The following is an 11,835-nucleotide window of genomic DNA, read 5'->3' on the forward strand; positions in this document are numbered from 1 at the left end:
GGCGACGCGGAGGCGCCGCCGAAGCGCGTCACGCCGCCCGCTTCTGGTAATCCTTCACGTCGGTGAAGCGCACGGCCGGGTAGCGCTCCTCCTCGTAGCGGAGCGAGAAGGCCGTGGTCGCCATGAAGACCGGGGCACCGTCGAGGTCCTTGGCCATGGCCGAGCCGTGCGAGTCGATGAACTTGTCGAGCTCGGCCTCCGAATCGGACGACACCCAGCGGCAGACCGAGAATCGCGAGGTCTCGTAATCCACCGGCAGGCCGTACTCGGCCTGGAGCCGCTCCTTCAGCACGTCGAGCTGCAGCGCGCCGACCACGCCGACGATCGCCTGGCTTCCGTCCTGCGGCACGAACACCTGGACGACCCCCTCCTCGCCCATCTGCTGGAGCGCCTCGCGCAGCTTCTTGGCCTTCATGGCGTCGGTGAGCTTGATCCGGCGCAGGATCTCCGGCGCGAAGCTCGGGACACCCCGGAACACGATATCCTCGCCCTCGGTGAGCGTGTCGCCGATCCGCAGCGTGCCGTGGTTCGGGATGCCGACCACGTCGCCGGCATAGGCCTCGTCGGCGATGGCACGGTCCTGGGCGAAGAAGAATTGCGGCGCCGAGAGCGAGATCGGCTTGCCGGTGCGCACCAGCCGGGCCTTCATGCCTCTGTTGAGCTTGCCCGAGCAGACCCGCATGAACGCGATCCGGTCCCGGTGATTCGGGTCCATGTTCGCCTGGATCTTGAACACGAAGCCGGTCATCCGCGGCTCGGTCGGCTCGACGAGGCGCTTGTCGGCGTCCTGGCCCCGCGGCGGCGGCGCCACCTTGGCCAAGCCGTCGATGAGGTCGCGCACGCCGAAATTGCGCAGCGCCGAGCCGAAGAAGACCGGCGTCAGGTGACCCTCGCGGAACGCGTCGAGGTCGAACGGCTTCAGGCCGCCCTCGGCGAGTTCGACCTCCTCGCGCCACGCGTCGGCGGCGCCGTCCTCGGTGAGCAATTCGTCGAACAGCTTGTCGTCCGGGCCGGACACCGCGACCATCCCGGCATCCTCGGCGGCGTCGAGGCGGCGGACACGGTTGCCGCCGAGCTCGTAAGTCCCGGAGAAGTTGCGGCCGGTGCCGATCGGCCACGTGACCGGGGCGACGTCGAGGGCCAGCGTCTTCTCGATCTCGTCCAGAAGCTCGAACGGGTCGCGCGCCTCGCGGTCGAGCTTGTTGACGAACGTGACGATCGGGATGTCGCGCAGGCGGCAGACCTCGAACAGCTTGCGCGTGCGCGCCTCGATGCCCTTCGCGGCGTCGATCACCATGACGGCCGAATCGACCGCCGTCAGCGTCCGGTAGGTGTCCTCCGAGAAATCCTCGTGGCCGGGCGTGTCGAGGAGGTTGAAGACGCAGTCGCCGTACTCGAAGGTCATCACCGAGGTGACCACCGAGATGCCGCGCTCCTTCTCGATGCCCATCCAGTCGGAGCGGGTCGAGACCCGGTTGCGCTTGGCCTTCACCTCGCCGGCGAGCTGGATCGCGCCTCCGAACAGCAGAAGCTTCTCGGTGAGCGTGGTCTTGCCCGCGTCGGGGTGGGAGATGATCGCGAAGGTGCGCCGCCGCGACACCGGATCGGCCGGCCTCGCCTCGGTCTTGGTCTGCATCAGCATGGAGCGAACGCTCTGGGTCGGCGGAACGTGGTGGTGCGCGGCGCGGCACTCGCGCGGTCTCGGGATCGTGTAGCGGCAAGCCCCGATATTGGCAAAGACGGCGGCAGAATGGGGCCTCCTTTCAGGCACCGTACAGGGGCGCGACACCACGCTTCCCCGGTCGATCCACGCTTCGCGAGGCCCCGATGTCGCGCGCCGCAGCACGCTGCTGTCTGGTCACCGCTCTGCTGTTCGCCTCCGCGGGCCCCGGGCCCCGCGCGGCCGAGGCGCCGCAGCGCGCCGCAGCGGCCGACGCCGCCTTCCTCGATGCCCTGACCTGGGGCGCCACGCCCTCGGCCTTCGCGCAGCTCACCGCGGAGGGGCGGACGCGCTGGCTACACGATCAGCTTCACCCGCCCGCCGAAATGCGCCTGCCCCCCGACGCCCAGGCGCAGGTCGACGCGCTGACCCCGCCGGGCAGCCTGTTCGAGCGAGCCCAGGCCCTGGACGCGCAGGCCAAGGCGGCGAAGGACATCGCCGATCCCGAGGCCAGGAAGGTTGCGCAGCAGGCTTTCCAGGCGACGCTCAACACGGCCGCGCGGAACGCCGCCTCCGTCTGGGTACTGCGGGCGCTCTACAGCCCCGACCAGCTGCGCGAGCGGCTGACGTGGTTCTGGTTCAACCGGCTCAACGTCCACCAGGGAAAGTCGACGCTGCGCGCCGCCGTGGGCGACTACGTCGAGACGGCGATCCGCCCGCACGTGCTCGGGCGCTTCCGCGACCTGCTGATGGCGAGCCTGCGCCACCCGGCGATGCTGCGCTACCTCGACAACGACGCCAACGCCGCCGGCCGCCCGAACGAGAACTACGCCCGGGAGATCATGGAGCTGCACACGATGGGTGTCGGCTCCGGCTACACGCAGGGCGACGTCGAGGCGCTGGCCCGGATCCTGAGCGGGGTCGGCATCGACCTGAAGCCCGAGAACCCGAAGCTCCGCCCCGAGCGCGCCGCCGACTTCCGCCGGGACGGCCTGTTCGCGTTCAACCCGAACCGGCACGATTACGGCGACAAGGTCTTCCTCGGCACGCGCATCCGGGGGCGCGGCTGGCCCGAGGTCGAGGAGGCGGTGGACCTGATCGCCCGCAACCCCGCCACCGCGACCAACGTCTCCCGGGCGCTGGCGACCTATTTCCTCGGGCAGGCATCCGACGACGCCCTCATCGCCCGACTCGCCGCCGTCTTCACGCGGACCGACGGCGACATCGCCGCGGTGATGGAGGCGCTGGTGCGCGAGCCGGCCTTCACGGCCGAGCGCGGCGGCACCTTCAAGGACCCGGTGCGCTACGTGTTCTCGGCCCTGCGCATGGCCTACGACGGGCGCGTGATCCGCAACGCCGGCCCGGTGCTCGGCTGGCTGAACCGCCTCGGCGAGGGCCTGTTCAACCGCTCGACGCCCGACGGCTACCCCCTCGACGCGGCCGCCTGGAGCGGGCCCGGGCAGCTCGCGACGCGGTTCGAGATCGCCCGGCAGATCGGGTCCGGCTCGGCCGGCCTGTTCAAGCCGGCGCTGCCCGATCAGGCCGAGGAGCCGGCCTTTCCGGTGCTCGCCAACGGGCTCTATTTCTCGGCGCTGTCCGGCACCCTGTCGGCGGCGACGCGCGCGGCCCTCGCCCAGGCGGTCTCGCCGCAGGACTGGAACACCCTCTACCTCGCCTCGCCGGAGTTCATGCGATGAACCGTCGCGACCTGATCCGCGCCTCGGCGGCGCTCGGCCTGTCCACGGTGGCCGGCCGCGTCTGGGCCGCCCCGAAGGCCGACGCGCGCCTCCTCGTGGTGTTCCTACGCGGCGCCTACGACGCCGCCAACGTGGTGATCCCGACCGGCAGCGACTTCTATTACCGGTCGCGGCCAAACCTCGCGATCCCGAAGCCCGACGCGTCGGACCCGAAGGCGGCGCTGGCGCTCGACGCCGACTGGAGCCTGCACCCGGCTCTGCGCGACACGCTCCTGCCGCTCTACGCCAAGGGTCAGGCCGCCTTCGTGCCGTTCGCCGGCACCGACGACCTGACCCGGAGCCATTTCGAGACCCAGGACACGATCGAGATGGGCCAGACGGTCGGCGCGGCCCGCGACTACAATTCCGGCTTCATGGCCCGGCTCGCCGCGGAGCTGACCCGGGTCCGGCCGATCGCCTTCACCGACCAGATGCCGCTCATCTTCCGGGGCGGCGAGACGGTGCCCAACATCGCCATCAACGGGGTCGGCAAGCCCGGCATCGACGACCGGCAGGCCCGCCTCATCGCGGCGATGTACAGCGACACCAAGCTGGCCGCCGCCGTGACCGAGGGGTTCCGGGTGCGCGACGCGGTCTACCACACGATCTCCGATCATGCCGGGCAGGCCGACCGCGGGGCGGTCTCGCCCAAGGGCTTCGAGCTGTCGGCCCGGCGCATCGGCCGCCTGATGCGCGAGAACTTCAACCTCGGCTTCGTCGATGTCGGCGGCTGGGACACGCACGTGAACCAGGGCGCGGGCACCGGCTACCTCGCCGACCGACTCGGCGAGCTGGGGCGCGGACTCTCGGGCTTCGTCGAGGAGATCGGGCCGGGCTGGTCCGACACGGTGGTGGTGGTGCTGTCGGAGTTCGGACGCACCTTCCGGGAGAACGGGAGCCGCGGCACCGATCACGGCCACGGCAGCGTCTACTGGATCCTCGGCGGCGGCGTCCGGGGCGGCCGGATCGCGGGACCGCAGGTGCGGGCCGACGAGGCGCACCTGTTCCAGAACCGGGACTATCCGGTGCTCACCGACTATCGCGGCCTGCTGGGCGGCCTGTTCCGGCGGCTCTACGGGCTCGACCAGGCGAGCCTGCGGCGGATCTTCCCCAGCGCGGACCCGGCGGATCTCGCGCTGCTGTAGGGAGCGAGCCGTCGCAGCGTCGCGCCGTCCCAGCACTCGCGAGCCCGGGCTCTCAGCCCCTCCGTCATCGCGAGCGCAGCGAAGCGACCCAGGGCCGCACGAGTTCGGCAGGCGTCGCGCGACGCTGGGTCGCTTCGCTGCGCTCGCAAGGACGACCAAGCGCATGTCGTGCCGACGTATCGATGCTCCTCAGCGGATCTCGACATCAGCGCGCGAAACACCTTCAACGGGTTGGCTCCGCGCCCCTCTGTCCGCGCGCTCAGGCCGCGGCGGCCGCCAGGGCGCGCAGGTCGCCGACCAGCTCGTCGACCCGCTCCGTCCGGGCATCCCAGGCGAACATGAAGCGCGCCCCGCCGCCGATGAAAGTGTAGAACCGCCAGCCCCGGGCGCGCAGGCCCTCCATCGTGGCCGCCGGCATCGTCAAGAAGACCGCGTTCGCCTCGACGGGAAACAGCGCTCGCACCCCCGGCAGCCCGCCGACCGCCTCGGCGAAGCGGCGGGCGCAGGCGTTGCCGTGGGCCGCGTTCCGCAGCCACGCGCCGCTCTCCAGCATGCCGACCCAGGGGGCCGCGAGGAAGCGCATCTTCGAGGCGAGCTGGCCGGCCTGCTTGCAGCGGTAGCCGAAATCCTCCGCGAGCGTGGCGTCGAAGAACACCACCGCCTCGCCGGCATGCATGCCGTTCTTGGTGCCGCCGAAGCACAGGACGTCGATGCCCGAGCGCCACGTCATGTCGGCGGGGCTGCACCCGAGGCTCGCGCAGGCGTTGGCGAAGCGCGACCCGTCCATGTGCAGGGCGAGGCCCAGCTCGCGGCAAGTCGCCGACAGGGCCCGCAGCTCGGCGAGGCTGTAGACCTGCCCGGTCTCGGTGGGCTGCGTGATCGTCACCACGCGCGGCCGCGGGAAGTGGATGTCGCTGCGGTTCTGCGCCAGCCCGCGGATCGCCTCCGGCGTGAGCTTGCCGCCCTCGGTCCGGACGGTCAGCAGCTTCGAGCCGTTCGAGAAGAATTCCGGCGCGCCGCACTCGTCGGTCTCGACATGGGCCGAGTCGGCGCAGATCACGCTGTGGTAGGACTGGCACAGCGCGGCCAGCGCCAGCGCGTTGGCGGCCGTGCCGTTGAAGGCGAAGAACACCTCGCACGGGGTCTCGAACAGGTCCCGGAAGGCGTCGGCCGCCCGGGCGGTCCAAGCGTCCTCGCCGTAGGCCGGGGCGTGGCCGCGATTGGCCGCCTCCATCGCAGCCCAGGCCTCCGGGCAGATGCCGGAATAGTTGTCGCTGGCGAATTGCTGCGAGTCGTCGTGTCTCATCCGCGCAACCTAGCACGGCGCAGGCGCGGATGGATCGCGCGGACAGGTTGGAACTGGTGCGCGCTTGGTGTAATAGCCCCGTCAAGGCGTGAGCTCCACGCCGATTCGGAAACCGACGTTCCCGTCCCTCCCGGGTTCAAACCGGGCGAGGGACGTTGCCGGTTTCCAGATCGGCGGCGGGCCGCGTGAACCCAGAACTTCAGGTCCAGAGGATCAAGTCCGTTGCAGGTACTCGTTCGCGACAACAACGTCGATCAAGCGCTCCGCGTCCTCAAGAAGAAGATGCAGCGCGAGGGCATCTTCCGCGAGATGAAGCAGCGCAAGGCTTATGAGAAGCCGTCCGTGCGCAAGGCTCGCGAGAAGGCCGAGGCCGTCCGCCGCGCCCGCAAGCAGGCCCGCAAGACCGCGATCCGCGAGGGCCTGATCGCCGCGCCGAAGCCGAAGCCCCGCTTCCCCGCCGGCGGCCGTCGTCCCGGCTTCCCGTCGCCGTCCGCCGCGCAGGGCCAGGGCGGCAACGCCGCCGGTCAGACCCCGGTCAGCCCGGCTCCCGCCGCCTGAGCGACACCACGTCAGTCATGAGAGAGCCCGGCCTGCGCGCGCAGGGCCGGGCTTTTTCTTTGCGTCGCGTCCGGATGAAGGCGCCCGGGCACGCGAGCCGCACGTGGCGCGGGTCCCCTCTCCACCCGAGTCGAGCTTGCCCCGAGTCGGGCTTCTCGGGACGGATCTCGGGCAGGCCCGAGATCCGTCTGGAGAGGGGGAAGGTCGCGCCTGTAGCGCCGAGCCGAGGCCCTGCGCTCGCGATGACGTGAAGAGCTTCGAGCGCTAAGCGCTCAGGCCGCCAGCTCAGGCCGCCTTGGCGGCCATGGTGGCGTGCTCGGCCTGGACCAGCACGTCGAGGGCCCGCCAGGGCTTCTGCATGTAGACCGCCTGATCGGGGAGCCGCGCATCCCGGCTCGCGCCCGAGGTGACGACCACGCGCACGTCCGGCCACCGCCGCTTGACCGCCTGCGCCAGCGACACGCCGTCCATGGCGCCCGGAAGGCGCACGTCCGCGAAGAGCAGCGCCACGGTCACGTCGGACCGCTCCAGCACCGAGAGGGCCGCCTCGGCGCTCTCGCAGGCGATCACGCCGAGATCGGTCTCCTCGAGCACCGCCGTCGCGAGATCGCGCACAGCCGCATCGTCCTCCACGACGAGCGCCACGGGGGCGGAACTATCGGGCGTTGCGCGATCCATCAAAGTCTCCTGCTGCCGGTGCCTTGCCCCGCGTCGGGTGGCCGCCTGTACGGCGAGCTTCTGATTCCCCGATTCGGCCATGCTGATCCTTCATGAGGCGGCTCACAAGAGTCGCGTCGCTCCGGAGGCGAATGCCTGCCCTGCGGACAGGCGGCACCATTTTCATGCGGAACGCACGAAAATGGCGCAGTTTCCGGGCGGTTAAGAAACTGTTCACTGGAGTGGACCGACTGTTAACGTCCTGCGGCGGAACGTCTCCACCCGCGCGGGGCGTTTCGCCGGATCGAACGCGGCCCAGAGCTGAAGGATCATCGTCCGACATGTGCCGTTTCCTCGCCTACAGCGGTGAGCCGGTCTTCCTCTCCGACCTCGTCTGCGCGCCGACCCACTCGCTGGTGCACCAGTCGCTGCACGCCGACGAGGGGAAGACCGAGACCAACGGCGACGGTTTCGGCATCGGCTGGTACGCCGAGCGGCCCGAGCCGGGTGTCTACCGCGACATCTCCCCGGCGTGGTCGGACGAGAACCTCGTGAACCTCTGCGGGCAGGTGCGGGCGCGGACGTTCTTCGCGCACGTGCGCGCCTCGACCGGGACGGCCACCGCCCGGGCCAACTGCCACCCCTTCGTGTTCGGCCGCCACCTGTTCATGCACAACGGCCAGATCGGCGGCTACCACCGGATCAAGCGGCGCCTCGAGGCGCTGATCCCGGATTCCTACTACGACCATCGCCGCGGCAGCACCGACTCGGAGGCGATCTTCCTCCTGGCGCTCGCCAACGGCCTTGAGGCGGACCCCGTCGGCGCGATGGCGCGGACGCTGAAGACCGTCCGCGAGTTGATGGAGTCGGCGAATGTCTGCGAGCCGCTGCGCTTCACCGCGCTGCTCACGGACGGCGAGACGCTGACCGCCTATCGCTGGGCCTGCGACGGCCGGCCGCCGAGCCTGTACTACCGCGAGGGGCCGGGCGGCATCGTGGTGGTGTCGGAGCCGATCGACGGCTGCCGCGAGGGCTGGCGGGTGGTCCCGAAGGGCGCGACCCTGCGCGCCCGCCACGGGACCGCGACGCTCGTCGAGGCGCCGGAGCCCGCCCGCGCCGCCGCCTGAATACAGACGGCCCCAGCCATGCCGCCGCGGGGATTGCCGGGGCGCGCCACATCGCCACATTCCGCCTGCGGCCGATGGTGCGGCCGAGCGGGAATCGACCGATGTATCCGGATACCGAGCTTCACATCGCCGGGCGCTGGCGCGCGGGTGCCGACCGGGACACCCTGGGGGTCCTGAACCCCGCCACGGGCGAGACGATCGGCCAGTGCGCGGTCGCCACCACGGCGGATCTCGACGAGGCCCTGGCGGCTGCCGCCCGCGCCTTCCCGACCTGGCGCAAAGTCGCGCCCTTCGAGCGCGCCAAGATGATGCGCAAGGCGGCCGACCTGCTGCGCGCCCGGGTCGACGAGATCGCCCGGATCATGACGCTGGAGCAGGGCAAGCCGCTCGCCGAGTCGCGTGTCGAGACCCTGGCGGCGGCCGACATCATCGACTGGTTCGCCGAGGAGGGTAAGCGCGCCTACGGCCGCGTCATCCCGGGCCGCGCCGACGGCGTGCTGCAGGCGGTGGTCCGCGAGGCGGTCGGGCCGGTGGCCTGCTTCACGCCCTGGAACTTCCCGATCAATCAGGCGGTCCGCAAGATCTCGGCGGCGCTCTGCACCGGCTGCACGGTGATCCTGAAGGGCCCGGAGGACACGCCGGCGAGTTGCGCCGCCCTGGTCCGCGCCTTCCTGGATGCGGGCATCCCGGGCGACGCGCTCTCGCTGGTCTACGGCGATCCCGAAGCCATCTCGGCCTACCTGATCCCGCACCCGGTCATCCGGAAGATCTCGTTCACCGGCTCGACCGTGGTCGGCAAGAAGCTCGCGGCGCTCGCGGGCGAGCACATGAAGCGCGCCACGATGGAACTCGGCGGCCACGCCCCCGCGATCGTGTTCGGCGACGCCGACGTGGAGAAGGCGGTGGCCGTCCTGGCCCCCTCGAAGTTCCGCAATGCCGGCCAGGTCTGCGTCTCGCCGACCCGCTTCCTCGTGCACGATTCGGTCTTCGATCGCTTCGTCGAGGGCTTCACGACCTTCGCCAAGTCGGTGAAGGTCGGCGACGGGCTCGATCCCGAGACCAAGATGGGACCGCTGGTCCACGGGCGGCGCCTCGACGCCGTCACGGCGCTGGCGGCGGACGCCGAGTCGAGCGGCGCGACGCTGCGGGCGGGCGGCAAGCGCATCGGCAACCAGGGCAACTTCTTCGAGCCGACGGTCTTCACCGAGGTGCCGCTGACCGCCCGGATCATGAACGAGGAGCCCTTCGGCCCCCTGGCGATGATCAACCGGTTCTCCGACGACGAGGAGGCGCTCACCGAGGCCAACCGCCTGCCCTACGGGCTCGCGGCCTACGCCTACACCCGCTCCGCCGAGCGCGCGGCGCGGGTGTCGAATGCGGTCGAGAGCGGCATGATCTCGATCAACCACCATGGCCTCGCCCTGCCCGAGACGCCGTTCGGCGGCGTCAAGGATTCGGGCTACGGCAGCGAGGGCGGCCCGGAGGCCCTCGACGCCTACCTGGTCACCAAGTTCGTCACGCAGGCGAATTTCTGACGCACCGGCCGGCGCGCCGCGGCGCGCCGGCCCCTCCCCTCAGTAATGCGGCGGCGGCGGTTCCGGCCCGCGCGGCGCCGCGCGGGCGGCCGCCTCCTCCACCTGCTCCCGCAGCGCGTCGAGCTGCCGGACGAGCCGGTCGATCACCCGCCACTGCTCGGTCACGGTCCGGTTCAGATCCTCGATCGTCGCATCCTGCTCGGTCAGGCGCATCTCCAGGCGATCGATCCGTGTCGCCTCGTCCATGTCGGGTCTCCAGGCAGTGCCGTGTCGCGAGCTGTCCCCGCCCCGATCGTCTCGGACCGCCGGCGCTCGACGCTCCTCCTAACGCAGGCCGCGCGCCGAACAACCCGACGGACCGCCTCCAGCCATGACCAGTCGAGAACGTCCATCAGTCGATGCATAGGCTCGAAGACCGATAATGGCGCAAAAGTGATTTATATCTCGGTTATCTTTGTCGTTTGTATAAATGCATTTTGCGACGATCGACTGCGCTCCTACAACTTTCTCGAACTCTCATTGAGCCCGTTTCATGACGAGAGCACGCCATTGACGGATTTTTAAGCGCGTCTCCTCATGATCGTCCGCACTTTACAGATCAGGCGGGCACGGGCTCCGATGGCGATGTTTGGTTCACGCGACGATGCCCTCCTCGCGGCGATCGACCGGACGATGGCGCGGGTGGAATTCGACCTCGACGGCACCGTCACCGACGCGAACGCCGTGTTCCTCGACCTCGTCGGCTACACGCTCGACGAAGTCCGGGGCCAGCATCACAGAATGTTCGTGCCTGAGGCCGACAGGTCCGGTCCGAACTACAGCGCCTTCTGGGACCGGTTGCGCGCCGGTCAGCACGAGGCGCGTGCCTTTCCGCGGGTGACGAAAGCCGGCCACACCGTGTGGATCCAGGGCTCCTACAACCCGATCCTCGACCGCCGCGGCAAGCCCACCAAGGTGGTCAAGCTCGCCACCGACATCACCGCGGAACGCGCCCGCAACGCGCTCCACGCCGGTCAGGTCGAAGCGCTCAACCGTTCGCAGGCGGTGATCTGCTTCGCCCTCGACGGGACGATCACGGACGCGAACAGCAACTTCCTGTCCACGATGGGCTACACGCTGGAGGAGATCCGCGGGCGGCATCACCGCATGTTCATGGCGCCGGCGGAGGCGGCCAGCCCGGACTACACGGCGTTCTGGGCCGCGCTCGGCAACGGCCAGTACCAGGCGGGCGAGTTCCGGCGGATCGGGAAGGACGGCCGCACCGTCTGGATCTTCGGCGCCTACAACCCGATCCTCGACGCCGACGGCAAGCCCTGCGCGGTGGTGAAGTTCGCTACCGACGTGACCCGGCAGGTCGAAGACCGCCAGCGCCGGGCCGAGGGGCAGCGCGCGATCGACGCCGACATCGCGGCGATCCGCGATTCGATGAGCCGGGTGGTCCGGCAGGCGGACGAGACCGCGGAGGCCTCGAGCCGGACAAGCCGCAACGTCGATGCGGTCGCTGCGGGTTCGGAGGAGTTCGCCGCCTCGATCGAGGAACTCAGCCGTCACGCGATGCAGGCGAAATCCTCCGTCGATCTGGTCGTTTCCCGCGCCGAGGAGGCGGGGGCGATCGTCGTGGGGCTGACCGGCGCCGCGGACCGGATCGGGGCGGCGGTGAGCCTGATCCGGTCCATCGCCGACCAGACGAACCTGCTGGCGCTGAACGCCACGATCGAGGCCGCCCGGGCCGGAGCGGCCGGCAAGGGTTTCGCGGTCGTCGCCGCCGAGGTGAAGGCGCTCGCCGAGCAGACCGCCAAGGCCACCGGCGAGATCGGAACCCAGATCGCCGCCGTGCAGGCCGAGACCTCCCGAGCCGTCTCGGCGATCGACGGGATCGGCGCCACGATCGAGCAGCTCAGCGCGATCTCGCTCAGCGTCTCGTCGGCCGTGACCGAGCAGGCCGCGGTGACCCGCGACATGACGGAGAACATGCAGTCGGCGGCGCAGGGCGTCGCGGCGATCCATACCGCCATGGCGGAGATCGCCTCCTCGGCGAGCGTCGTGGACGCCTCGGTGCGCAAGGTCTCGGAGGCGGCGCGCGCCCTCGCGTGAGCCGGCCCGGCAGGGCC

The 11,835-nt window shown here is 70.5% G+C and carries 10 protein-coding genes; 6 read left to right on the forward strand and 4 right to left on the reverse strand.

Annotated features, from left to right (window positions below; translation table 11 throughout):
* Nucleotides 1-28 precede the first annotated feature (28 nt).
* Nucleotides 29-1,642, reverse strand: coding sequence for a peptide chain release factor 3 (locus tag H288_RS0112605; protein WP_020092937.1), 1,614 nt, complete (start codon nt 1,640-1,642; stop codon nt 29-31).
* A gap of 185 nt (nt 1,643-1,827) precedes the next feature.
* Between H288_RS0112605 and H288_RS0112610 the strand changes: the two genes are divergently transcribed.
* Together H288_RS0112610 and H288_RS0112615 are read left to right on the forward strand one after the other, a co-directional pair.
* Nucleotides 1,828-3,357, forward strand: coding sequence for a DUF1800 domain-containing protein (locus tag H288_RS0112610; RefSeq protein WP_020092938.1), 1,530 nt, complete (start codon nt 1,828-1,830; stop codon nt 3,355-3,357).
* Complete coding sequence (locus tag H288_RS0112615) at nt 3,354-4,541, forward strand: DUF1501 domain-containing protein (RefSeq protein WP_020092939.1); 1,188 nt, start codon at nt 3,354-3,356, stop codon at nt 4,539-4,541. Before H288_RS0112610 ends, H288_RS0112615 begins: the two co-directional genes overlap by 4 nt.
* A gap of 259 nt (nt 4,542-4,800) precedes the next feature.
* Here H288_RS0112615 and H288_RS0112620 read toward each other — a convergent pair whose 3' ends face one another.
* Nucleotides 4,801-5,847 (reverse strand): low specificity L-threonine aldolase, encoded by a 1,047-nt coding sequence (locus tag H288_RS0112620; protein ID WP_020092940.1) that lies wholly within the window; start codon nt 5,845-5,847, stop codon nt 4,801-4,803.
* Between the two features lie 222 nt (nt 5,848-6,069).
* Here H288_RS0112620 and rpsU point away from each other — a divergent pair, with 222 nt between their 5' ends.
* A complete protein-coding gene (rpsU, locus tag H288_RS0112625) occupies nt 6,070-6,405 on the forward strand; it encodes a 30S ribosomal protein S21 (RefSeq protein ID WP_012322424.1) in 336 nt (111 codons plus the stop codon).
* 285 nt (nt 6,406-6,690) lie between these two features.
* Here the strand turns inward: rpsU and H288_RS0112630 are convergent, their stop codons facing one another.
* Nucleotides 6,691-7,083, reverse strand: a complete 393-nt coding sequence (locus H288_RS0112630; RefSeq protein WP_026604893.1) for a response regulator — start codon at nt 7,081-7,083, stop codon at nt 6,691-6,693.
* Nucleotides 7,084-7,403: 320 nt separating this feature from the next.
* Between H288_RS0112630 and H288_RS0112635 the strand changes: the two genes are divergently transcribed.
* Nucleotides 7,404-8,189, forward strand: a complete 786-nt coding sequence (locus H288_RS0112635; protein WP_020092942.1) for a class II glutamine amidotransferase — start codon at nt 7,404-7,406, stop codon at nt 8,187-8,189.
* 101 nt (nt 8,190-8,290) lie between these two features.
* Nucleotides 8,291-9,724, forward strand: coding sequence for an NAD-dependent succinate-semialdehyde dehydrogenase (locus tag H288_RS0112640; protein WP_020092943.1), 1,434 nt, complete (start codon nt 8,291-8,293; stop codon nt 9,722-9,724).
* Between the two features lie 39 nt (nt 9,725-9,763).
* Here the strand turns inward: H288_RS0112640 and H288_RS0112645 are convergent, their stop codons facing one another.
* Complete coding sequence (locus H288_RS0112645; protein WP_020092944.1) at nt 9,764-9,970, reverse strand: SlyX family protein; 207 nt, start codon at nt 9,968-9,970, stop codon at nt 9,764-9,766.
* A gap of 372 nt (nt 9,971-10,342) precedes the next feature.
* Between H288_RS0112645 and H288_RS0112650 the strand changes: the two genes are divergently transcribed.
* Nucleotides 10,343-11,818 carry a PAS domain-containing methyl-accepting chemotaxis protein gene (locus tag H288_RS0112650; protein ID WP_020092945.1) on the forward strand — a complete coding sequence of 492 codons (1,476 nt, stop codon included), beginning with the start codon at nt 10,343-10,345 and terminating at the stop codon, nt 11,816-11,818.
* Nucleotides 11,819-11,835 lie beyond the last annotated feature (17 nt).

The organism is Methylobacterium sp. 285MFTsu5.1 (assembly GCF_000383455.1).
Classification (GTDB): Bacteria; Pseudomonadota; Alphaproteobacteria; order Rhizobiales; family Beijerinckiaceae; genus Methylobacterium.

Coding starts and splice junctions, on each gene's coding strand:
- H288_RS0112605 (WP_020092937.1), bottom strand. CDS start 1,642: ATGCTGATGCAGACCAAGACCGAGGCGAGGCCGGCCGATCCGGTGTCG.
- H288_RS0112615 (WP_020092939.1), top strand. CDS start 3,354: ATGAACCGTCGCGACCTGATCCGCGCCTCGGCGGCGCTCGGCCTGTCC.
- H288_RS0112645 (WP_020092944.1), bottom strand. CDS start 9,970: ATGGACGAGGCGACACGGATCGATCGCCTGGAGATGCGCCTGACCGAG.
- H288_RS0112630 (WP_026604893.1), bottom strand. CDS start 7,083: ATGGATCGCGCAACGCCCGATAGTTCCGCCCCCGTGGCGCTCGTCGTG.
- H288_RS0112635 (WP_020092942.1), top strand. CDS start 7,404: ATGTGCCGTTTCCTCGCCTACAGCGGTGAGCCGGTCTTCCTCTCCGAC.
- H288_RS0112640 (WP_020092943.1), top strand. CDS start 8,291: ATGTATCCGGATACCGAGCTTCACATCGCCGGGCGCTGGCGCGCGGGT.
- H288_RS0112610 (WP_020092938.1), top strand. CDS start 1,828: ATGTCGCGCGCCGCAGCACGCTGCTGTCTGGTCACCGCTCTGCTGTTC.
- H288_RS0112620 (WP_020092940.1), bottom strand. CDS start 5,847: ATGAGACACGACGACTCGCAGCAATTCGCCAGCGACAACTATTCCGGC.
- H288_RS0112650 (WP_020092945.1), top strand. CDS start 10,343: ATGGCGATGTTTGGTTCACGCGACGATGCCCTCCTCGCGGCGATCGAC.